The 20,867-nt window shown below is 58.5% G+C and carries 19 protein-coding genes; 9 read left to right on the forward strand and 10 right to left on the reverse strand.

Features of this window, described 5'->3' with window-relative positions; translation table 11 throughout:
* Positions 1 to 84 precede the first annotated feature (84 nt).
* Both PK28_RS10300 and PK28_RS10305 read right to left on the reverse strand, forming a co-directional pair.
* The gene (locus PK28_RS10300; protein WP_044513639.1) at positions 85 to 2,370 is read right to left on the reverse strand and encodes a DUF349 domain-containing protein; all 2,286 of its coding nucleotides are present in this window, start codon (positions 2,368 to 2,370) and stop codon (positions 85 to 87) included.
* Positions 2,371 to 2,427: 57 nt separating this feature from the next.
* The gene (locus PK28_RS10305) at positions 2,428 to 2,985 is read right to left on the reverse strand and encodes a YqgE/AlgH family protein (RefSeq protein WP_044513640.1); all 558 of its coding nucleotides are present in this window, start codon (positions 2,983 to 2,985) and stop codon (positions 2,428 to 2,430) included.
* 232 nt (positions 2,986 to 3,217) lie between these two features.
* Between PK28_RS10305 and pdxH the strand changes: the two genes are divergently transcribed.
* From pdxH to PK28_RS10340, 7 genes are all read left to right on the forward strand, one after another.
* Positions 3,218 to 3,871, forward strand: coding sequence for a pyridoxamine 5'-phosphate oxidase (pdxH, locus tag PK28_RS10310; protein WP_044513641.1), 654 nt, complete (start codon positions 3,218 to 3,220; stop codon positions 3,869 to 3,871).
* Between the two features lie 67 nt (positions 3,872 to 3,938).
* On the forward strand, positions 3,939 to 4,898 hold the full coding sequence (locus PK28_RS10315) for a glycosyltransferase family 2 protein (protein ID WP_044513642.1): 960 nt from the start codon (positions 3,939 to 3,941) through the stop codon (positions 4,896 to 4,898).
* A gap of 45 nt (positions 4,899 to 4,943) precedes the next feature.
* Positions 4,944 to 6,074, forward strand: coding sequence for a dTDP-4-amino-4,6-dideoxygalactose transaminase (rffA, locus tag PK28_RS10320; protein ID WP_044513643.1), 1,131 nt, complete (start codon positions 4,944 to 4,946; stop codon positions 6,072 to 6,074).
* 43 nt (positions 6,075 to 6,117) lie between these two features.
* Positions 6,118 to 7,428, forward strand: a complete 1,311-nt coding sequence (locus PK28_RS10325) for a DUF1015 domain-containing protein (RefSeq protein ID WP_044513644.1) — start codon at positions 6,118 to 6,120, stop codon at positions 7,426 to 7,428.
* Positions 7,406 to 7,984: a Maf family nucleotide pyrophosphatase gene (locus PK28_RS10330; RefSeq protein ID WP_044513645.1), complete on the forward strand. Its 579-nt coding sequence runs from the start codon at positions 7,406 to 7,408 to the stop codon at positions 7,982 to 7,984. The genes PK28_RS10325 and PK28_RS10330 overlap by 23 nt, the downstream gene beginning before the upstream one ends.
* Entirely contained in the window at positions 7,981 to 9,318 is a 1,338-nt protein-coding gene (locus PK28_RS10335) for a glycosyltransferase family protein (RefSeq protein ID WP_156126344.1), read from the forward strand. Before PK28_RS10330 ends, PK28_RS10335 begins: the two co-directional genes overlap by 4 nt.
* Entirely contained in the window at positions 9,318 to 9,776 is a 459-nt protein-coding gene (locus tag PK28_RS10340; protein ID WP_044513647.1) for a hypothetical protein, read from the forward strand. Before PK28_RS10335 ends, PK28_RS10340 begins: the two co-directional genes overlap by 1 nt.
* On the opposite strand, the gene PK28_RS10345 is transcribed toward PK28_RS10340, so the two are convergent.
* From PK28_RS10345 to sdaAB, 6 genes are all read right to left on the reverse strand, one after another.
* Positions 9,773 to 10,201: an EamA family transporter gene (locus PK28_RS10345; RefSeq protein WP_044513648.1), complete on the reverse strand. Its 429-nt coding sequence runs from the start codon at positions 10,199 to 10,201 to the stop codon at positions 9,773 to 9,775. The two genes, PK28_RS10340 and PK28_RS10345, sit on opposite strands and share 4 nt — an antisense overlap.
* 44 nt (positions 10,202 to 10,245) lie before the next feature.
* A complete protein-coding gene (locus PK28_RS10350; protein WP_044513649.1) occupies positions 10,246 to 11,118 on the reverse strand; it encodes a glycosyltransferase family protein in 873 nt (290 codons plus the stop codon).
* A 48-nt stretch (positions 11,119 to 11,166) separates the two neighbouring features.
* Complete coding sequence (locus PK28_RS10355) at positions 11,167 to 12,156, reverse strand: NAD(P)H-dependent glycerol-3-phosphate dehydrogenase (RefSeq protein WP_231576136.1); 990 nt, start codon at positions 12,154 to 12,156, stop codon at positions 11,167 to 11,169.
* 171 nt (positions 12,157 to 12,327) lie between these two features.
* Positions 12,328 to 13,737 carry an efflux RND transporter periplasmic adaptor subunit gene (locus PK28_RS10360; RefSeq protein ID WP_044513650.1) on the reverse strand — a complete coding sequence of 470 codons (1,410 nt, stop codon included), beginning with the start codon at positions 13,735 to 13,737 and terminating at the stop codon, positions 12,328 to 12,330.
* 158 nt (positions 13,738 to 13,895) lie between these two features.
* Positions 13,896 to 15,407 (reverse strand): TolC family protein, encoded by a 1,512-nt coding sequence (locus PK28_RS10365; protein ID WP_048825870.1) that lies wholly within the window; start codon positions 15,405 to 15,407, stop codon positions 13,896 to 13,898.
* A 24-nt stretch (positions 15,408 to 15,431) separates the two neighbouring features.
* Entirely contained in the window at positions 15,432 to 16,112 is a 681-nt protein-coding gene (gene sdaAB / locus PK28_RS10370; RefSeq protein WP_044513651.1) for an L-serine ammonia-lyase, iron-sulfur-dependent subunit beta, read from the reverse strand.
* A 165-nt stretch (positions 16,113 to 16,277) separates the two neighbouring features.
* Here sdaAB and PK28_RS10375 point away from each other — a divergent pair, with 165 nt between their 5' ends.
* Positions 16,278 to 17,258, forward strand: coding sequence for a tryptophan 2,3-dioxygenase family protein (locus PK28_RS10375; protein WP_044516814.1), 981 nt, complete (start codon positions 16,278 to 16,280; stop codon positions 17,256 to 17,258).
* Positions 17,259 to 17,389: 131 nt separating this feature from the next.
* Here PK28_RS10375 and PK28_RS10380 read toward each other — a convergent pair whose 3' ends face one another.
* Both PK28_RS10380 and PK28_RS10385 read right to left on the reverse strand, forming a co-directional pair.
* Positions 17,390 to 17,944, reverse strand: coding sequence for a DUF2911 domain-containing protein (locus tag PK28_RS10380; protein WP_044513652.1), 555 nt, complete (start codon positions 17,942 to 17,944; stop codon positions 17,390 to 17,392).
* Between the two features lie 299 nt (positions 17,945 to 18,243).
* On the reverse strand, positions 18,244 to 19,086 hold the full coding sequence (locus tag PK28_RS10385; protein ID WP_044513653.1) for an oxidoreductase: 843 nt from the start codon (positions 19,084 to 19,086) through the stop codon (positions 18,244 to 18,246).
* A gap of 200 nt (positions 19,087 to 19,286) precedes the next feature.
* Here PK28_RS10385 and PK28_RS10390 point away from each other — a divergent pair, with 200 nt between their 5' ends.
* Positions 19,287 to 20,864, forward strand: a complete 1,578-nt coding sequence (locus PK28_RS10390; RefSeq protein ID WP_044513654.1) for an NAD(P)/FAD-dependent oxidoreductase — start codon at positions 19,287 to 19,289, stop codon at positions 20,862 to 20,864.
* Positions 20,865 to 20,867: the final 3 nt, after the last annotated feature.

Here is a 20,867-nt window from a genome sequence, read left to right on the forward strand (position 1 = left end):
AGCCATTTAGCCTGTTGGATGAGGCAATAAAAAAGGGAGCCCTGACGTCCGCCAGGGCTCCCTTTTTTTATCTATCAGTCGGCGCTAACCACGAACAATTTTCAGCTGCTTTTTTAAGCCTTCGATGCGCTGTTGAGCTTCATCGATACGGCCCTGGTATTCCTCGCGCAGCTGACCGGCATTTTTGGAGCGAGCAAAGAACTCGAGGTTGGTTTTCAGAGTGGAAATGTCGTTTTCCAGCTCGTTGATTTCCCGGCGCAGGGTCTGCTCCTTTTTATAGAGCTGCTGCTGAGAATCGGGCGAGGACTTGAGGCGGTCAATTTGCAGCTGGAACAGCAGGTCGGCCCGCTCGGCATAGGAAAGCGCCGGCACCATATCCAGATACTTCGACATCAGGGCCTGGAACCGGGCATCAGCCCGCTCCGACTCTGCCCGCCCACCGGTGCCGGCAAACGCCTGCCACTCGGAAGTAAGCTGGCGGAAGCCTTCCAGCGTGCCGGGCTCATCTACCGTTAGCGCGGCCACCGTATCGGCCACTCTATCTAAATAAGCGGCCTGCTCCTTGGTTACCTGCTGGGCTTGCGTCTCCCGCTGGCGGCTTTCCTCGTGTTTACGCTCAAAGAAGGCGTCGCAGGCCGTGCGGAAGCGGTTCCAGACCTTATCCGACTGTTTTTCCGGTACCCGGCCAATGGTTTTCCAGTCTTTCTGCAGGCGAATGACAATCTCGCGGCCTTCTTCCCAATTGGGGTTTTGCAGGGCGGCTTCGGCCTGTTCGCACAGCTCTAGCTTGCGCTTCAGGTTGGCATTCTTTTCCTCGTCGAGGGCCTTAAAGAACTGATTTTTGCGCTGGAAAAAGCCCTTGTAGGAGGACCAGAACTGTTTGTTCATCTGCTCGGCCTTGTCGCGCGGCACCAGGCCGGCGGCATCCCACTCTTCTTTCAGCTTCTGTAGCTCATCGGTTTTGCTGCGCCACTCGTTTACGCGGTCCGTCTGGAAATCAGCATACGGCTTGATTTGCTCCAGCAGCGCCTGTTTGCGGGTAAGGTTGGCATTTTCCTGAGCGGAGCGCGCATCCAGGAACTCCTTTTTGCGGTCGTGCACTTTTTCAGAAGCCGCCAGAAAGCGGGTCCAGATGGCATCACGCTGCTCCTGGGGCACGGGGCCAATATGCTTCCACTCCTCGTGGAGCTGACGCAGCTCCTGCAGGGCTTTATTAATACTGGTATGCTGCTGCAAACCTTCGGCCCGCAGGATAAGCGCTTCTTTGGCTTCCAGGTTACGCCGCCGGTCCAGCTCCTTCATTTCAAAGAAGAGGCCACGGTTGTTATAGAAGATATCGAGCAGGGCGTGGTAGCTGTTCCACAGGTCCTGGGCGTCTTTCTGCGGCACGGGGCCGGTAGCTTTCCAGTCGTTCTGCAGGGCTTTAATGCGGGCCGAGCTATCCTTTGTTTCCGCCGACTCCACCAATTGGCGAAGCTGGGAAAGCAGGTATTGTTTGTGGGCCAGGTTTTTGGCGCGCTGCTCTTCCTCGGCTTTTACGTCGCGGGCACGGCTTTCGCGGAACTCCTGCATGGCCTTGCCCACTTCCTGGTAGCCTTCGGGGCCGGCATAGGCAAAGTCATCGGCCTCATTGCCGGCTTCCTGAAAGCGCTGGCGGGCGGCGTTGCGGTCGGTGGTAACGGCCGTTTCATACAGGCGGTGCAGGTCGAAGATTTGCTTGCGGTTCTGGCGGGCATCGGCCCGGCGCAGCAGCGTGAGCAGGTGGGCACTCTGCCCGGCCAGATCCAGGGTGGCAAAATCCGGCGCCGGAGTTTCAGGAACGTATTCTTCTTCTTCCTCGCCGGCCTCTTCGCTGGCCGGAGCATGGGCCGCAGCATTAGAAGAAGGCGAATCTGGGGTGCCCAGCGGGGCATATGCCGCCGGCGGAGCAGGGCTTAGGGCGTCATCGGCAACCGCGGCAATGGTGGGCTTGGTTTCCGTGGCGGGAACCGGGGCAGCCGCCATTTCTTCGGTGATAAGTGCTTCTTTGTTTTGAGGGCCAGGGTGGTCCAGGGAACGGGCCTGGGACGCAGATACGGCTTCTTCCGCAGGGTCCGCAGCGGTTGTTTCTGATAGAGCGGGCGCCTCGGCAGTACCCGCGCCAACTGGCTCAGTGGCGGGCGGGGCCGGGGCTCCCTGCCCGGGTTGCTCCTGAATTTCTTCGGTGGGTGTAGAGGCAGGGGCTTGGTCGGGAGCAGCAGCCTGCTCGGGTTGGCCCTGGGCATTAATCTCAGCCAGCCGGCGCTCCAGAATGCTCATGGGGGAGTCAGACGCAGGGGCAGTGCCGTTGGTGGGATTGACAGGGGTGGCTTGTTCGTTTTCAGGTACCATAACTTCAGCAGAAAAGCCCTGTGGGGCACAGGGAATGGGAGGCGGCCGGCAGAGGTATTAGTTAAGCCGGGGGTCTACAGGGTAATTGGACAGCATGCGGTAGCGTCCGCCTTTCTCACGCAAAATAGCTTGCCAGAATGCATCACTTTCCAAAGTAAATACTTTCCCGGCAGCATTGGGATGCACTATCCAAACATTTTCCCGGACTTCTTCGGCCAGCTGCCCGTTTGTCCAGCCGGAATAGCCGGCGTACAGGCGCACGGCGTCGGGCCCAAGGCTGCCGCTTTCTATCAGCCCCAGCAGTACGGAAAAGTCTCCGCCCCAGTACACATCCTGCCCAATGGGCTCGGCGCCAGGCACATCGGAACGGCGGTGCAGGTAGTGTAGGGTATCGGCCTGCACGGGGCCGCCAATGCCCAGGGGCAGCTGCGCGGCTGCGGATCCGTCTCCGCCGGGCAGCTGCATGACATCTCCCAGCATTAAGGCCGAGGGGCGGTTTAACACTAAACCAAAAGAGCCTTCTTCCGGCGAATCCTGGCACAGCAGCAGTACTGTACGCTCGAAGTTAGGGTCGCCCAGGAAGGGCTGCGAGATAAGCAAGCTACCGGGTTTCATACACAAAAAGGCTTGGAAAAGACGCCCTGCGAACAGCAACACCGCCGGGGCCGAAAGATGCACAGATTCGCATCAATATGCAGGAAAAGATATGGTTGTTTCCCAAGTTCAGTACGTGTGAGCAAGGTCCCAGGGTTCCCGGCGTAGCCGCATTCCATTACCTTGCGGGCGCATTACCTTTACAGCACCGCACCAACGCACGCGCAACCCCACCACCATTTCCTTTTGTGTTATGAATGACCAGCAGCTGGCTGATTTGCGCCAAACCTATGCGCAGCATACCCTCACGGAAGCAGAAGTACATCCCCATGCCGTGCAGCAGTTCCGCACGTGGCTGCAGGAGGCGCTGGATGCGCGCCTGGATGAGCCAACGGCTATGCTGCTCTCTACCGTGAGTGCTGCCGGGCAACCCTCGGGCCGGGTGGTGCTGCTGAAAGGTCTGCCTGATGATGCCGGGTTTCTGTTCTTTACCAACTACGACAGCCGCAAAGGCCAGGATCTGACGGCCCAGCCCCTGGCGGCCCTAACCTTTTTCTGGCCCGGCCTGGAGCGGCAGGTGCGTGTGGAGGGCCGGGTAGAAAAGGCGCCGGCCAGTGTTTCTACGGAATATTTCCAGAGCCGCCCGCGTAGCAGCCAGGTAGGTGCCTGGGCCTCGCCGCAAAGCCAGAAAATCAGCAGCCGGGAAGAGCTGGAAAAGCTGGAGCAGGATACGGCCGCGCTTTTTGCGGCCCAGGACCCGCTGCCGCGCCCGGAGCACTGGGGGGGCTACGTGCTGCAGCCCCAGCGCATAGAGTTCTGGCAGGGCCGCCCCTCCCGCCTGCACGACCGGATTGTGTATGAGCGTAACCCGGACGACACCTGGATGATTAGCCGGCTGGCGCCGTAAACGGGCGCCATTGCCCTGCTCCATTCCCTGTTAACTTGCAGCGTCTGCCTTCGATATCCTCCGTTTCTTGCTACCCACCGTCTCCCCCTTGCTCTCCGTTATCAGTCCGGTTTATCTGGCCGAAAAGCTGCTCCCGGAGCTGGTGGCCCGGATAGAAGCCAGCGTGCGGCCGATTACGGAGGATTTCGAAATTATTCTGGTAGATGACCGGAGCCCGGACCACTCCTGGCAGGTGGTGGAGGAGTTGGCCCAACAGTACCCCCGCGTGCGCGGCCTACGCCTCAGCCGCAATTTTGGGCAGCACAGCGCCATTACGGCGGGGCTGGATCATAGCCGGGGCCAATGGGTAGTGGTGATGGATTGCGACCTGCAGGACCGCCCCGAGGAAATTCCGGCGCTTTATGCGGAGGCTCAGAAAGGGTTTGACCTGGTTATTGCCCGGCGCGCCAACCGCCAGGACAGCTGGCTTAAGAAAAGCCTCTCCAGCCTGTTTTACCGCGCTTTGGCTTACCTCACCGATACCCGACAGGATAGCACTACCGCCAACTTTGGCATTTATAACCGCCGGGTAGTGGATGCCTTGTGCCAGATGCGGGAAAGCGCCCGGTATTTCCCCACCATGATTCGGTGGGTGGGCTTTCAAAGCGCTACGCTACCAGTCACGCACGCCCCACGCCCATCCGGCAAAAGCTCGTATGGCTTAAGCCAGAAGCTACATTTAGCCATTAATACTATCCTGGCTTATTCCGACAAGCCGCTACGGCTCACCATTAAGCTGGGCTTACTCATTTCGGCTACGGCTTTTATTGGAGTGTTCTACACGCTGTTCCGGTGGCTGGAAGGCAAAATTACTGTGTTGGGTTACGCCAGCTTAATTATCTCCATTTGGTTTTTCTCCGGCCTGATTATATTCCTATTGGGCGTGGTAGGGCTGTACATCGGTAAAACGTTTGAAGGCGTGAAAAACAGGCCCCTTTATATAATTGATCAGGATTTACAAGCTGATTTATCAAGCAGCAAGCGCTAGTTCTAATCACCCTGAATTCTCAATTTCGCTCCAACTCCCCTGCCCATGATTCCCTTTAACAAGCCGTATCTCTCCGGCCGGGAAACCCGCTACATTGAAGAGGCCGTGCGGATGGGGAAAATATCCGGGGACGGAGCTTTTACCCGGCGGTGCCACGCGTTTTTTGAACAGCAGCTGGGCTTTAACAAAACGCTAATGACCACCTCCGGCACCGCCGCGCTGGAAATGGCGGCCCTGCTGCTGAACATTCAGCCCGGCGAAGAGGTCATTATGCCCTCTTTCACCTTTGTATCCACTGCCAATGCCTTCGTGATGCGCGGGGCAAAAGTGGTGTTTGCCGACAGTACCGAAGCAAACCCGAACCTGGACGTTGCCCAGCTGGAGGCGCTTATTACGCCCCGCACCCGCGCCATTGTACCCGTACATTACGCCGGTATTGCCTGCGACATGGAGGCCATTATGCACCTGGCACAGAAGTATAATATAAAGGTAGTAGAGGATGCGGCCCACGCCATCGACAGCTTTTATAAAGACCAGCCCCTGGGCAGCATTGGTCATCTGGCGGCCTTTTCATTCCACGAAACCAAGAATATAATTTCCGGTGAAGGCGGCTTACTGGCCATTAACGACACCGCCTTTTCCCAGCGGGCCGAAATCATCTGGGAGAAAGGCACCAACCGCTCCGCTTACTTTCGGGGAGAAATAGATAAGTACACCTGGGTGGATATTGGCTCTTCCTTTCTGCCTTCCGATATAATTGCTGCCTTTCTGTACGCGCAGCTGGAAAACCTGCGCGACATTCAGCAGCGCCGCCAGCAGCTGTGGCAGGAATATGCCACCGGTCTGGCCTCGCTCCGGGAGCTGGGCGTGGGCCTGCCTGTGCTGCCGGATTATGCCACCAATAATGGCCACCTGTTTTACCTGGTGTGCCGCAGTTTACCGGAGCGCACCGCTCTTATTGCTCATTTGCGCGCCTGCGGGGTGCTGGCCGTATTCCACTATCAACCCCTGCACCAGAGTCCCTACTACCAGGCGCAGCATGATGGCCGCATACTGCCTTGGGCGGAGCATTATGCGGATTGTCTGGTGCGGTTACCTTTGTTTTATGAGTTGGAAGCGCTTCAGCAGGCCATGATAATTGAGGAGGTTCTCCGGTTTTATAGCGCCACCGTCTAAGGCAGGTTTATACCTTTACATCTGCAATAATTAACCTGCTCCTTTGGCTGAAATTCAACCCGTGCGCGGCTGGCGCTATAATCCGGCGCTCAGCGCGGCCATAGACGACTACGTATCCCCGCTGTTCGACGTGGTTTCGCCGAAGCAGCGCGAAGCCCTGTACCGCAACCCGCTGAACAGCATTCATCTCTCCGTGCCCCGGGGCGAAGATGCTGCCGGCGCGGCCCTGGCGCTGCTCACGGAGTGGCAGCAGAAGCAAGTGTTGGTGCAGGATGAGCTGCCGGGCATCTATATCTACTACCAGTATTTCCGGCTGCCGGGCAGCACCCGCGAATACTGCCGCAAGGGCTTTATGTGCCATATCCGGGCCTACGACTGGAGCGAAAATGTGGTCTTGCGCCACGAAAACACCCTTCCCGTAGCCGTAAACGACCGCGCCGAGCTGCTGGCCCGCACCCAGTTCCAGACCAGCGCCACCCACGGCCTATACCGCGACGAGCTGCACGAGCTGGAGCCGTTTATGGACGAGGCCATGAAAGCGCCTTTGTACGAAACGGACGAAGATTACCAGGGTGCGCGGGATGTGCTGGCCGTTATTCAGGATGCCGCCGTTATTCAGCGCTTCCGTCAGGTTCTGCAGCAGCGGGAAGTGATACTGGCCGATGGGCACCACCGCTACGAGGGCTCCCTGGCCTACCGGCAGGCACGCCAGCTGGCCAGCCCCGCCGCCACCGGCCAGGAAGCCTGGAACTATCACCTGATGTATCTCACCAATTCCGCCTCCGATGACCTGCGCATTCTGCCCACGCACCGGCTGCTGCTGGAACTGCCGGCGGGCCTGACGGACGCTGAGTTTCTTGCCCGCCTGGAGCCTTACTTTATCATTCTGCCCAAGGACGATGCCTACTCCCTGCCGGAATTGATTGCGGGCAAGCGCTGGGCCTTTGGACTGTATTTAGATGGCCAGGCCTACAAGCTGCGCCTGCGCCCGGAAATGCACCCCCAGCTCAACTGGCCCACCACCCCGGAAGTAAAAGCGCTGGATCTGACGGTGCTGCATTTCTTTGTGCTGGAAAAAGCACTGGGTATTGTGGGCCCCGATGCCCAGCGGCAGTGGACGGGCATTGCCTACGTGCGTAACTTCTCCGAATGCCTCACGCGCGTAGACCGCCACGAAGCGCGCGCGGCCATCATTACCAATGAAGTAACCATGGAGGAAGTGGAAAGCGTGTGCCACAGCGGCGCCGTAATGCCGCCCAAATCCACGTTCTTCTACCCTAAAACCATTGGTGGCTTCCTGTTCACCTCCATCCGCGACGACGAGCACACCCATGCGTTTACTGCTTGCTTCTAACTCCCCGCGCCGCCGCCAGCTGCTCTCCGACCTGGGCCTATCCTATGAGGTGCGCCTGCAGGAGGTAGACGAAAGCTTCCCGGCCCATTTACGCCGCGCCGAAATAGCCGAATTTCTGGCCGCCCATAAAGCAGCCGCCTATGCCGCCGGCCTGGCCCCGGATGAAGTGGTGCTCACGGCCGATACCATTGTGTGCCTGGAAGACGAAGTTTTGAATAAGCCTGCTGACGAAGCCGAAGCCCGGCAGATGCTGGGCCGCCTGCAAGGCCGCACGCACGACGTATTCACGGGCGTATGCCTGCTGGGCGGCAACGGCCGCCAGGTGGTCTTTTCCGACCAGACCCGGGTGCATTTTAAGCCCCTTAGCCCGGCAGAAATCGACTATTACGTGCGCCAGTATCAGCCTCTGGATAAGGCCGGCGCTTATGGCGCGCAGGACTGGGTGGGCATGGTGGCCATCACCCGGCTGGAAGGCTCTTACTTCAATGTGATGGGGCTACCCGTCCATCGGGTATGGGAAGAGCTGCACAAATTCGGGCTGCCGTTGCCCGTATGAGTCGTTTTTTCGCCCGATTAATGGCGGCGCACGGGCAGCCTATGCGCCCGGGCCTGGCCTTTTTTGGCGCCTGCGGGCTGCTGGTTATCTGGGCTGTTCTGCTGTTTCTGGTGGCGGTGTTTGGCTTCCGGGGGTACCCGGAAATTCAACACCTGCAGCAAATTACTTACCCGGAAAGTGGCTACCATCTTTTACCTGTGAAGCTGAGCAAGGCCGGGTTCGAGGGTTTCCGCTGGGCTTTGTGGGCTGCCGGGGCAGTAACATCCCTTGCATTCGTGCTGGTACAGCGCCGCAAACAAAAGCTTTATCACGAAATGCAAGCCTTGGTAGCCGAGCTGCGGGACAGCTGGCGGGCCCTAGGCCACTCACTACGTCACTTGCCCCGCTCCTACCAGCTTACCGCTTTATTGCTGCTGGCTTTGCTTACCGCCGTCCGGACCTATTTCTTTTTCTACTTCCCGCAGGAAGGCGACGAAGTGTTGAGCTACATGTGCTTTGGCAGCGAAGGAATAGTGGCCGCCACCAGCTTTTACCCGCTGCCCAATAATCATGTGCTCTACAACGTCATCAGCACATTCTTTCACCAGATAAATACTGGTTTTCACTTCACCACCCGCCTGCCTACTTTTCTGATCAGTCTGGGAGGCACGGTGCTGTTGTTTGCCGCCGTGCTGCGCTTTACCAGCTTCACGGTGGCGCTGCTCACGGTGGGGTTGTTTTGCTTTACGCCCTACAGCATCTACTATTCTTTTGTGGGCCGGGGCTATTTCCTGCAGGCCATCTGCTCCGGCTTGGGTTTTCTGGCGGTTCTGGGAATCTGCTATCGGCCCACGCGGCTGCGGCTGTATTGGTTTGTGCTGCTGGTTACCAGCATTCTAGGTTTCTACACCATTCCCACCTACGCCTACGCCTTTCTGCCCTTGATGCTGGTGGTGGCTACCCGAAGCCTGTGGCGCCCCGGGCAGGTGGCTCCGGGAGCCGTGCTGGCCACCGGGCTGCTGACCGGGGTTGCCTGTGCGCTCCTGTACGCGCCGGTGATGCTGGTATCCGGCCCCCGGATGCTATTTAGTAATCAGTATCTGAAGGCCTTGCCTTTTGCCACTTTTACCCGCGGTTTTGCAAGCCATTCCGGCGTTGTGCTGGAGTATTTAATTGGTCAGGAGCGCATTGGAACCGCGTCGGTGCTTCTGATTCACGTTGTCTTATTGATTGGGCTATTTATAGCTAAGCCAGGCACCTGGTTACGGCAGTATGGTGGGGTAATAGTACTGGTGTTGCTGCTACCTTATGGCATCATTACCTGGCAATCAGTATTCCCCCCGCCCGGACCCTGATGTATCTGATGTTTTACCTGTTTTTGGGTTTCGGCATTATCTACAATCAGGTGGGCCATCGGTTGAAACTACCGGACAGGTTCCTGCTTTGGGCGGCAATTTCACTTACCTTAGTCTATGCCGGGTACGAGGCTTACCACACCCAGCGCACCGCCAACCGGCAGAGCCGACGCCAGCTACAGGTAGAAGCCACTTACGCCTGGCTAGCAGCCCGGCATGCGCAACAGGTGTACGTGGAGAACCCCCACTATCAGTTCTTCTTTTACTACTATGCCAAGCAGAATCAGGGCATTCCGAATCTCTCCTCCACCTATCAGTTTGGGGCTCATTACGATTACCTGGTTTTAGACAGGCAGCAGCCCAATGTGTGTCCCAGCCGGAGTTGGGTGCCCGTGCTCGAAGATGAGTATGTACGCATCTATGCCCCCGCGGCATCGATAGCAGTTAGTGCCCCTTAGTGCCCGCGCGCCAGTAGCGCAATGCCGCCCACAATCAGCAGCAGCCCCAGCGCCTGCGAGATGGATAGGGATTCGCGCAGCAGTAGCAAGCCCAAGGCCGCCGTCAGCAACACGGAGCCACCCACAATTATGGGCGTGCCCACCGAGGAAGGAACGCCCCGGCTGAAAATCACAAACGTCAGAATCTCGGCCAGCCCTACCCCCAGGCCTGCCAAGGCCGCCAGCCCCAGCCCTTTGCCCGAAATGGGCAGCGGCTGGCCCTGCAGCTTCAGCCACAAAAGCCACCCTCCGCCCAGCAGGGCTGCCACCAGTTGCAGCACCACCGCCCCTACCGCGGCGGGAATATGGTCAGAGGCCAGCTTGATAAAAAAGTTGTAGAGGGCCAGACAAAACGCCGTGAGCAGGGCCAGCAGAAACCAGGGCATAACAATACAGGGGAAACGAAGGATAAACGCTGTTCCGCAGTGGTCTACACCAGCTTATAGTTGCGGTATTCACCGGGGCGGTAGCCCGTTAGCTTTTCCACCAGGTGTTTCAGCTGGTCTTTGCGGCGGTAGCGGTTGCGGGACATATCGTGCTCATACTGCCAGTTTTGCGCCTTGATGCGCGCCAGCATCACCTGCGGGTGCGTGCCGGTGTAGCGCTGCAGGGAGTCTACCTGGCTGTAGTCGAACTCAGTGGCGGGCACCACGTTTTCGGCCATCCACGCATCCGAATGCCAGAGCTTGCCAAAGGTTTCCTGCTTGCGCTGCATGGCGGCGGGCGCTTTTACGTAGCCGTAGTGGTGCACGGTGGCATCCAGCAGCTTCACGCGCAGCTTTTCATCGTGGTTTTTGCGGAAACCCTGCGCGTCGCGGTAGGAATAGATGCCGGCGCCGGGCCGCACAATGCGAATTTCCCGGCGGTACCAGCGCGGGGCGTCGCCCAGGTAGTCGTAGGAGCCATAGAAATGGCGGTATTTCAGCAGCAGCCCATCTACCTGTTTATAAGCCAGCCAGCGCTCCATGCCTTCCCGAATAGCCGGGTAATCCTGCTCGTGCAGTACTTCATCGGCCTGCAGGTAGATGGCCCAGTCGGCATCCGGCGCAATGGCGGCCAGGGCTTTATCGGTTTCTACGGCCAGCACTTTGCCACCCTCCCGCAGGGTATCGTCCCAGGTAGTTTCGATAATCCGGATTTTGGGGGAGTTGATGCTCCGAATCAGGCCCAGGGTATCATCGGTGGAATTGCCCACGGCCACCACCACCTCGTCGCAAAGCGGCAGCAGGGACTGAATGCTTTCTACCACCGGGTAGTCATACAGCACGGCATTGCGCACAAACGTGAAACCGGAAACCTTCATCAATACCCTCTGATTAGCTATTAAACAACTTCTGGCTGAGCAGGCTCTTTACCGCAGCTTCTCCTTCAGTATTTCCAGCTCCACGGCCGGCGAAATCTTCTCGTAGAGAATGTGATAAGCCGCCGAGGTAATGGGCATCGACACGTTCAGCTTTTTGTTGAGCTCGTGAATGCTCTTAACAGCATAGTAGCCTTCCGCCACCATGTTCATCTCCATCTGAGCTGATTTCACGGAGTACCCGCGCCCAATCATGTTGCCGAAGGTGCGGTTTCGCGAGAACTGGGAATAGGCCGTTACCAGCAGGTCGCCGAGGTAAGCGGAAGCCGACAGGTCGCGGGGCTGAGGGTTGATGGCGTGCACAAACCGGCGCATTTCCTGCACGGCATTGCTCACCAGCACGGCCTGAAAGTTGTCGCCGTAGCCCAGGCCGTGGGCTATGCCGCTGGTGAGAGCAATGATGTTTTTCATCACGGCGCAGTACTCGATACCATCCAGGTCGGCCATGGGATAGGCCTTGGTGTAGCGGTTGCGCAGCAGTTGGCTGAAGTCCTCAGCAAGCAACATATCGGTGCCGCCAATGGTGAGGTAGCTCTGCTTTTCCAGGGCTACTTCCTCGGCGTGGCAGGGGCCGGCCACCACGCCCAGCTGGGTGTGCGGGAGCCGGAAACGCTCGGCCACGTAGTCCGTGACGAGAATATTCTTGCCCGGTATCATGCCTTTGATGGCCGAGATTATGCGCTTGTTCTTCAGCGAGTCCCGGTCCAGCTTGTCCAGGGCTTCCTTCACGAAGGCGGCGGGCACGGCCAGCACCAGCCAGTCGGCTTCCTTCACGGTGGCCTCCAGGTCGGTGGAGGGGAACACACGCATGAGGTCAAAGGCCACCGAAGACAGGTAGCGGCGGTTATGGCGGGTGCGCTGCAGGTGCTGCACGTCGTCTTTGCTGCGCATCCACCAGCCCACACGGGCCCCGTTTTCAGAGAGAATCTTGGTAAGTGCAGTGGCCCAGGAGCCGCCGCCAATCATGGCTATTTTTTCCACGAGGAAATGCTGTAAAACACCGGAAGAAGGTGCTAAATCTAGGTTCGGGCCAGGGCGGCTAAAATGCCCAAACCGCCGGAAAGGGACGAGTTTAGCCAAAAAAACTGAGAGGCCGGCACCCGCTTCGGGTACCGGCCTCTCCTACGCGGTGCCTCTCAGGAGGTTAGCGGCTTACTTTTCTTCGGTTTCTTCTTCCTTGATGTCTACTTTGCTGATGCTCTTGGCATCTTTCACTACCACGGCAGCCCCATCTTTCAGGCTCTTGGATACCGCCCGGAACGGACCGCTCACCACCTCGGTGCCATTGGTAATGCCACTCACAATTTCAATGTTCTGGAAGTCGCTGATGCCGGTTTTAACGGGCGTGAGAATGGCTTTGCCATCCTTCACCACAAACACTGCTTCCTGAATATCGGCGCGGGGCGCCGCGTTATCATCTTCGGCATCACCGCCGCTGCGGCGGGGGCCGCCTTCACGCGCGCCGTTTTTATCCTCGCCACCCTTGGTAAAGGCGCTGTCGGAGCGGGTGGTAACAGCGGCCAGCGGTACGCTGAGCACGTTGGTTTTGCGGTCGGTAATGATATCCACAGAGGCCGTCATGCCCGGGCGGAAAGGCACCAGCGTGCGGCCGTTTACATTGCGCAGCAGGTGGCGGTACGACTCGGGCAGCAGGCGGATGCGCACTTCAAATTCCGTTACGGCTTCGGCCGTGAGGGCATCTTTGGCCGTGTTGGCAATGCTGGTTACAATGCCCCGGAATTTCTCATCCTTGCTGGCATAGCTGTCCACTTCCACAATGGCGGAGTCGCCGAGGTGCACGTTGATGATGTCATTTTCATTCACATTCACGCGCACTTCCATGGAGTTGAGGTTGGCGATGCGCATGATTTCGGTACCGGCCATCTGGGAAGTACCCACTACCCGCTCGCCGCGCTCCACGTTCAGCTTGGAAACGGTGCCGCTAACGGGGGCATAAATGGTGGTTTTATTGAGGTTTTTGCGGGCTTCCTCCAACGAGGCCTGGGCGCTGGCCACATTGCTCTGCGCCGCCCGAATGCTTTGGCGGGCACTGTTTATTTCTTCCTGCGAGGCCTCATATGCCGCCTTGCTGGCTTCAAAATCAGCCTGCGAAATAACTTTTTGCTTGTAAAGCGAGGCGTTGCGGCGGTAGCTCAGCTCCGTTTGGCGGGCATTGGCCAGCAGCTGCTGCAGGCGGGCGTTGGCCTGCCCTACGCCGGCGCGCTGGGAGTTCACCATAGCCGACTGCTGACTCACCATGGCCGTGTAGTTATCGGGCCGGATGCGCAGCAGCAGCTGGCCTTTCTTCACCGAGTCGCCCTCGTGCACATACAGCTCAATGATTTCCCCGGATACGTCGGGCGAGATTTTCACTTCGGTTTCGGGCTGCACTTTGCCTGAGGCGCTTACTTTCTCCACAATGGTGGCCGGCTTGGCTTTGGCGGAAATTACCTCCATGCCGGCGGGGCCACCCACCCAGCCTTGTTTCTTCGCAACGACAAATCCAATCAGCAACACAGCCAGCACGGCCAGCAGGATGTATAAAAGGCGGTTGTTTTTCATTGTAGGGATTTAGGCTCTTGAGAACTTATTTTCTTGGTGTTTCAGCCGAATGCGCGCAGTTTAGCGGGGCAGGCGGCAAAGAATGGATGAGCTTATGGGAACGGCAACCAGCACCCGGGCATGCGGCTAACACATGCAGGCGGCAGACTGCCCACGGGCTACAGACTTACGGGCTTACCCTGGTAGAACTCCAGCACTTTCTGGCGGAAGATGAACTCATATTTCGCCTGAATCATGCTGGACTCGGCGGCCGTCAGGTTGTTTTTGGAGATGTTGAACTCCGTGCCGTTGAGCAGGCCATTGTTAAACCGGATTTCGGCGTTGCGGTAAGAGGTGGTCAGGGCCTCTACCTGGCGCTTGGCGGCCACAAACTTGCGCTGCGCCGCCACGGCATCGGCGTAAGCCTGCTGAATGCTCTGGCGCAGCGTGAGGCGGGTTTGCTCGGCCCGCAGCTCGGCCTGTTTTACGGCTATCTGGGAGCGTTGCACGTTAGTGCGGGCCTGCAGGCCATTCAGAATAGGAATGGTCAGGTTAATCTGCAGCTGCTTGCCCAGGTTGTCCTTAATCTGGCTGTTGAAGGCCGTGGGCTTGATATCGTACTTGGGCTGCACATTCAGCAGGGCCAGTGTGCCGGAGGGCTGGTTGGTAACCGAGTCAACGACCGGAATGTAGGTTCGGGTGAACTCGCCGGTAGGAATAAAGGACGAGCGGGCCGTGGAATAACCGGTGAAAATACCGGCCCCAAACGTAAGGCGCGGATAGTAGCCGCCGCGGGCAATTTCCTGGCCGTATTGGGCACTACGCACCCGCAGCTCCGCCGATTTAACTTCTGGCAGCAGCGTTTGCGCCGTCTGGTAGGTTTCGTTCACATCCAGGCGCACTTCCGTTTCCTCGTCAGGGTCGCCGAGCACGGGTACTTCAATTTGAAAATCCGTCGACGATGGATCCATGTTCATCAGCTGCAAGAGCTGCAGCCGGGCCAGGTCACGCTGGTTCTGGGCCGTAATGACGTTTAGCTGGTCTGAGGCCAGCTGGGCCTGGCTATCGAGCAGATTACTCTCAGCAACGGCCCCGGCTTTCAGCAGCTTGCGGGTGCGCTCAATCTGCTGCTCGTCGCTGTTTACGCGCAGGGAGTTGGTCTTTACCAGCTCATCAGCCAGCACCAGCTGCAAGAAAGCTGAGGCCACGTTCAACGATAAATCATTGCGGGCTTTGGTAATATCGAAGCGGCTGGCTTCCAGACTAAGCTGGTTCTGCTTGATGGTATTGCGCAGCTGAAACCCCGAAAACAGCGTGACCTGCGATGAGGCCGAGAAGTTATTAGAGCGAATAGTCTGCGTGATGAAGTCGTTGGTGAGCGGGTCCAGGCTGGTACCAAAGTTCCAGGACTGCGAACCGCTGAGGTTGGCCGAAGGCAGCAGCGCCGCGCGGCTCTGGCGCAGGTCGGCCTCATCCAGATCCGCGGAAAGCTGGTTTTGGCGCACCGTGAGGTTGTTCTGCAGGGCGTAGTCTACGGCGCGCTGCAGCGTCCAGCCGCCACTTTGGGTGGTTACCAGCGCGCCGGCGGGCGGTTGCGTGGGGGAAGTGGTTTGGGCCGCCACCGGCAGCGCCGCCAGTACCGCGCCGGCCACTGCCCAGCGAATCAAACGGGGAGTAAAAACTGCTTTCATAGCATGAATAGAGTCAAAAAAAACTTAATCGGCGGCGGCAATATAAGTAACGCGGTGCACCCAGCTTAGCTGGCGCAGATACTCCAGGGTAATGTCTTTCAGGCTGGAGTCCATTTCAATAAACTGACGGGCCGCGTCGTTTTTACCCTTTCGGGACACCGACATGGTGGCAATGTTGCAGTCATCGTGGGCAATGACGGAGGCAATGAAAGCAATGGAGCCCGGCACGTCATCGGCATCAATAATAAGCGTGTGCAGGGCGGTGGAGAAGTCGGCCGGGAAGCCATCTACCTCCACAATGCGAATTACGCCGCCGCCCCGGCTCTGGCCCACCACTTCTACCGCGTGGCCCGTGCGCTCATCGCGCAGCTGCACCTTAATGGTGTTGGGGTGCATGGTGGAAGCATTGCCCACGCTCTGAAAGGTGTACTGCAGGCCAGCCGCTTTGGCGTGGTCAAAAGCCTCCCGAATGCGCACATCATCGGTGGCCATGCCCAGTAGGCCGGCTATAATGGCGCGGTCGGAGCCGTGGCCCTCGTAGGTGCGGGCAAACGAGTTGTAAAAGGTGATGACGGCGTGGGTGGGCAAGGAGCCCAGAATGCGGATGGCCGCACTGGCAATGCGCACTACGCCGGCCGTGTGCGAAGAGCTGGGTCCAATCATGACGGGACCAATCATATCAAAAATGCTGCTTTTTTCTGCCATGTTGGGCTAAAAGTAGAAGTTTCGCCCGGGAATTTTGCACTGTCGGGATGAGCTTCGCTATTATTCTCTGTTAATAGATGTCGATAAAGCCATAGAGGTGGCCTGGTGATGGTGCTTTTGCTTGGTTTTTTGTTCTTTGCAGGCCTTAACCACCCTCCCACCCGCATGAACACCTCTCTTCCACCCGATGAATTTTCTCCGGCCGTGCTGGAGCAGCTTCGTCGGCTGCAGCAGAAATATGCCGCCGACGGCCAAGACCTGGCCGGCTACCTCGAAGGCCTCTACTACGCCGACTACATTAATTACTGGGACTACATTGAGCTGGACACGCTGCTGAGCCTGCAGCGCCCGCTCACCCAATTCCCCGATGAGCGGATTTTCATCATCTACCACCAAATTACGGAGCTGTACTTCAAGCTCTGCCTCTGTGAGTACGAGCAGATTGGGGACCTGCAGGAGCCCACGCTCCAGGAGCTGGTGCTGCGGGTAGGGCGCATCAACCGCTATTTTGAGAACCTCATCAACTCTTTTGAGGTGATGGTGGATGGCATGGAAAAGGCGCAGTTTCTGAAGTTCCGAATGACGCTGATGCCGGCCTCTGGCTTTCAGAGCGCGCAATACCGCATGATAGAGCTGGCCAGCACCTCCCTCTATAACCTGGCCGACAAGGAGAAGCGCCGCCTGCTGGGCGAAGCCGCCGCCCACGAAGACCTGATGGGCTGCATTTACTGGAAAGCCGGCGCCACCATTGAGGAAACCGGCGCCAAGGCACTTACCCTGACGCAATTCGAAGAGAAATACACAGATATTCTGCACGAGCACGCCCGCCGTTTCCAGAACCGCAACCTTTGGAGCGTGGTGCAGCGCCTGCCCGAGGAAGACCAGCAGCACCCGCGCCTGCTCCGGCAGCTACGCCAGCTGGATGTGAATGTGAACGTGAATTGGCCGCTGATGCACTATAAATCGGCGGTGCGCTACCTGGAGCGCGACCCCACCGCCCTGGCCGCTACAGGTGGCACTAACTGGAAAAAATACCTGCCTCCCAAGTTCCAGAAGCGCATCTTCTACCCCCAGGTATGGAGCGAGCAGGAACACGAAGAGTGGGGCAAAGCCTGGGTGGAAAGCGTATTGGGGGAAGGAAAGTAAGCCTCACCCGCACTGTCATCCTGACGCAGGAAGGACCTTATCACCGCCGAACGAGCTTCGTAAAAACGATTCGTTCAGGCGGGATAAGGTCCTTCCTGCGTCAGGATGACAATGGGTTTTAAGGCAGTAGATTACTTAGCCGCACTCACCATAAAATCTACCTGCGTATTCTCCCACAGAATAGACACTTTACCACTCTTATCAATGGTAAAAGTCATTTGCTCCGTGAGTTTGGGCGTTACCTGGGGCTTCACGTTCACGCGCAGCGCGTCCTGCTTTTCATCATATTTAAAGGCCCCCCACTGCACCGGTACTTTGTTGAAGATGATAGTCCACTCGTCCTGACCGGGAATGGTGAACAGGCTGTATTTACCGGCGGGCAGGGGTTTGCCTTCAATCTTCACGTTTTTATCCACCGTAAACATGGTGGCTTCGTTGGCGCCCGTGCGCCATACCTGGCCCAGGGGTACCAGCTCGCCAAAAATTTTGCGGCCCCGCACCGAGGGGCGGCTGTAGTCGATGCTGATGGTGGCGGCCGGGGTTTTGGCGGCAACCACCGCGGGTGGGCTGGGCCGCTTGGACTTATCTTCGGGCTGCGTGTCCTGCGCGTAGCCTCGCACGGAAAGTAGCAGCAAACCTAGCCACAGGGTGCAAAGCGCTGCGAAATGCAAACGGGTGTTTTTCATAGCGGAAAGAGAGTTAGTGAAACGAATACTACCAAGGTACGATTTCAAGAAAACATTTCATTCGGGTGTGCCGCATTGAGGCTGAAACAGTTTTCAGAACGTGTAGAGACGCATACTTGCGTCTCATCGTTGTTTATTCGGTGCCGTTACAATCGTTCAACGCCGAGACGCAAGTATGCGTCTCTACACCGTGCTGGGAAACTACTTTGTGGCGAAGGAGCGCTATTACCAGCCAGTCGAAAAACAACTGGGCCCGGCAGCAGCATGCAACCGGGCCCATTTGGTATTTAAAAACGTGTTTACGACGGAAAGTCCGCAGAGTCGCCGATGCTGGCTACACTTTCCAGCTCTTTTACCAAGCTGGCAAATTTGTCGCGGGCGCCTTTCACGGCGGCTTTGCCCAGGGGCAAATGCAGCGGCGGATTTTCCTGGCGCACCAAATCATACATGATTTGCGCGGCGCGCTGCGGGTCGCCGGGCTGGCGGCCGCTGTAGCCCTGAATGCCTTTCAGGTTCTCGCCCACTGTGGCTTGGTAGTCCTCAATGCCGGTGGTAATAATGTTGGCAGAGCGGCCGGCCCAATCGGTACGGAAGCCGCTGGGCTCGATGTTGGTTACTTTGATGCCGAGCGGGCCTACCTGCTGGGCCAGGCTTTCGCCAATGGCTTCCAGGGCAAACTTGCTGGCATTGTACACGCCCACACCGGGGAAAGTCTTCAGGCCGCCTATGCTGGTGATATTGAGCACGTGCCCGCTGCGTCGCTCGCGCAGGTGGGGCAGCACGGCCCGCAGCACGTGCAGGGGCCCGAACACATTCACCTCAAACTGCCGCTTCACTTCCTCAGCCGAGATTTCCTCAATGCTGCCCAGGGAGCCGTAGCCGGCGTTGTTTACGATGACGTCCAGATGGCCAAAGTGCTGAATGGCGTCCGCCACGCCCTGTTTCACCTGGGCTTCGTCGGTTACTTCTACCACAAAGCCGCGGCCATTGGCGCCGGCTTTCTTCGTGAATTCATCGGCCTGCTCCTGCTGGCGGAAAGTGGCGGCTACTTTGTCGCCTTTTTCTAACAGCAAATCGGCCAGAGCCGCGCCAAAACCGGTGCTCACGCCGGTAATAAACCAATGTTTGGGGGTATCAGCCATGTATTTGAATAGCGTAGTGTGAGAGTAGATAGAGCCGCGGCCGGTTGGCGGCGTTTGGGTTGTTCAACTCCCGGAGGGGCCCCTGGGTTTTGCCAGCCCGGTAATTCCTCCGGCTGGCGGCACTATTTCTCCCGCAAACAAGCTTGTATCTTTGCCGCTCCATTGCTTTTATGGTCTAAAGGCTAAACACCTTTCACCCGATGCCCGATAAACAGGAAATTGAGGTCATGCTCCCGCCGGAGGTGGCCTACAACGAATACGCGCGTTACCGCGCATTGCTGCAGGCCGCGGGCCTACAGCCCGGCCAGGCCGATTTTGTGCACCTGCGCAAACGCTCCATTGATGCGCGCGGCCGCCAGCCCCTGGTACGCCTGCGGGCCGATATTTACCATGATGCGCCCCCAGCTGACTTGTTCGGGCCCTGGTTCCGGTTTCCGGACGTAAGCCAGGCCCGGCGCTCCGTTATTATTGTGGGCGCCGGCCCGGCCGGTCTATTTGCGGCCTTGCGCGCCATTGAGCTCGGCATAAAGCCCATTGTGCTGGAGCGCGGCAAAGACGTGCGCACCCGCCGCCGCGACCTGGCCGCGCTTAACAAAGAGCACCTCGTGAACCCCGATTCCAACTATTGTTTTGGCGAAGGCGGCGCGGGTACTTATTCCGATGGCAAGCTCTACACCCGCTCCTCCAAGCGCGGCGACGTAAGCCGCATTCTGCGCCTTTTTGTACAGCACGGCGCCACCCCCGATATTCTGGTAGATGCTCACCCGCACATTGGCACCAACAAGCTGCCCGCCGTGGTAGCGGCCCTGCGCGAGAGTGTGCGCGAGGCCGGCGGCGAAGTACGCTTCGATACTCGCGTAACAGACCTGATTATTGAGCAAAAGCGTTTGCGCGGCGTGGTAACGGCCACCGGCGAGGCCCTGGAGGCCGATGCCACCATTCTGGCCACCGGCCACTCGGCCCGGGATATTTACGAGCTACTCCACCGCCGCCAGGTGCTGATTGAGGCCAAGCCGTTTGCACTGGGCGTGCGTGTAGAGCATCAGCAGCAGCTGATAGACCAGGCCCAGTACCGCCTGCCCGACCGCGGCCAGCTGCCGGCGGCCTCTTATGCGCTGGTGCACCAAACCCAGTGGCAGGGCAAGCAGCGGGGCGTGTTTTCCTTCTGCATGTGCCCGGGCGGCTTTATTGTGCCCGCGGCCACGGCCCAGGGCGAGGTGGTGGTAAACGGCATGAGCCCCAGCCGGCGCGATTCCCGTTTTGCCAACTCCGGCATTGTGGCCGCCATTGAGCTGGAAGAAATGGACCTGCGCCAGCACGGCCCCCTGGCCGGGCTGCGCCTGCAGCAGGAAATAGAGCAACGCGCCTGCCTGCTGGCCGGCAACACCCAGGTGGCCCCCGCCCAACGCCTGGCCGACTTCCTGAAAGGAAAAGTATCTGCTGAGCTGCTGGAAACCTCCTATCAGCCGGGCCTGGTTTCGGTTTCCATGGATGAGGTGCTGGGCCAGGGACTGGCCGAGCGGCTGCGGCAGGGCTTTCAGAATTTCGGGCGCAAAATCCCCGGCTACGCCACCAACGCGGGCCAGATTGTGGGGGTAGAAAGCCGCACGTCCTCGCCCGTGCGCATCCCGCGCGACCGGGATACGCTGCAGCATCCCACGCTGGCGGGGCTGTTTCCGTGCGGCGAGGGCGCCGGCTACGCGGGTGGTATTGTATCGGCAGCCATGGATGGCGAGCGGTGCGCGGAAGCCGTTGCAGCACTGGTGGGGACGCGCTAAACT

It is taken from the genome of Hymenobacter sp. DG25B (assembly GCF_000801315.1).
In the GTDB taxonomy this organism is placed as follows: domain Bacteria; phylum Bacteroidota; class Bacteroidia; order Cytophagales; family Hymenobacteraceae; genus Hymenobacter.

Coding starts and splice junctions, on each gene's coding strand:
- PK28_RS10375 (WP_044516814.1), top strand. CDS start 16,278: ATGAACACCTCTCTTCCACCCGATGAATTTTCTCCGGCCGTGCTGGAG.
- PK28_RS10335 (WP_156126344.1), top strand. CDS start 7,981: ATGAGTCGTTTTTTCGCCCGATTAATGGCGGCGCACGGGCAGCCTATG.
- PK28_RS10330 (WP_044513645.1), top strand. CDS start 7,406: ATGCGTTTACTGCTTGCTTCTAACTCCCCGCGCCGCCGCCAGCTGCTC.
- PK28_RS10390 (WP_044513654.1), top strand. CDS start 19,287: ATGCCCGATAAACAGGAAATTGAGGTCATGCTCCCGCCGGAGGTGGCC.
- PK28_RS10340 (WP_044513647.1), top strand. CDS start 9,318: ATGTATCTGATGTTTTACCTGTTTTTGGGTTTCGGCATTATCTACAAT.
- sdaAB (WP_044513651.1), bottom strand. CDS start 16,112: ATGGCAGAAAAAAGCAGCATTTTTGATATGATTGGTCCCGTCATGATT.
- rffA (WP_044513643.1), top strand. CDS start 4,944: ATGATTCCCTTTAACAAGCCGTATCTCTCCGGCCGGGAAACCCGCTAC.
- PK28_RS10385 (WP_044513653.1), bottom strand. CDS start 19,086: ATGGCTGATACCCCCAAACATTGGTTTATTACCGGCGTGAGCACCGGT.
- PK28_RS10300 (WP_044513639.1), bottom strand. CDS start 2,370: ATGGTACCTGAAAACGAACAAGCCACCCCTGTCAATCCCACCAACGGC.
- PK28_RS10360 (WP_044513650.1), bottom strand. CDS start 13,737: ATGAAAAACAACCGCCTTTTATACATCCTGCTGGCCGTGCTGGCTGTG.
- pdxH (WP_044513641.1), top strand. CDS start 3,218: ATGAATGACCAGCAGCTGGCTGATTTGCGCCAAACCTATGCGCAGCAT.
- PK28_RS10380 (WP_044513652.1), bottom strand. CDS start 17,944: ATGAAAAACACCCGTTTGCATTTCGCAGCGCTTTGCACCCTGTGGCTA.
- PK28_RS10365 (WP_048825870.1), bottom strand. CDS start 15,407: ATGAAAGCAGTTTTTACTCCCCGTTTGATTCGCTGGGCAGTGGCCGGC.
- PK28_RS10305 (WP_044513640.1), bottom strand. CDS start 2,985: ATGAAACCCGGTAGCTTGCTTATCTCGCAGCCCTTCCTGGGCGACCCT.
- PK28_RS10345 (WP_044513648.1), bottom strand. CDS start 10,201: ATGCCCTGGTTTCTGCTGGCCCTGCTCACGGCGTTTTGTCTGGCCCTC.
- PK28_RS10350 (WP_044513649.1), bottom strand. CDS start 11,118: ATGAAGGTTTCCGGTTTCACGTTTGTGCGCAATGCCGTGCTGTATGAC.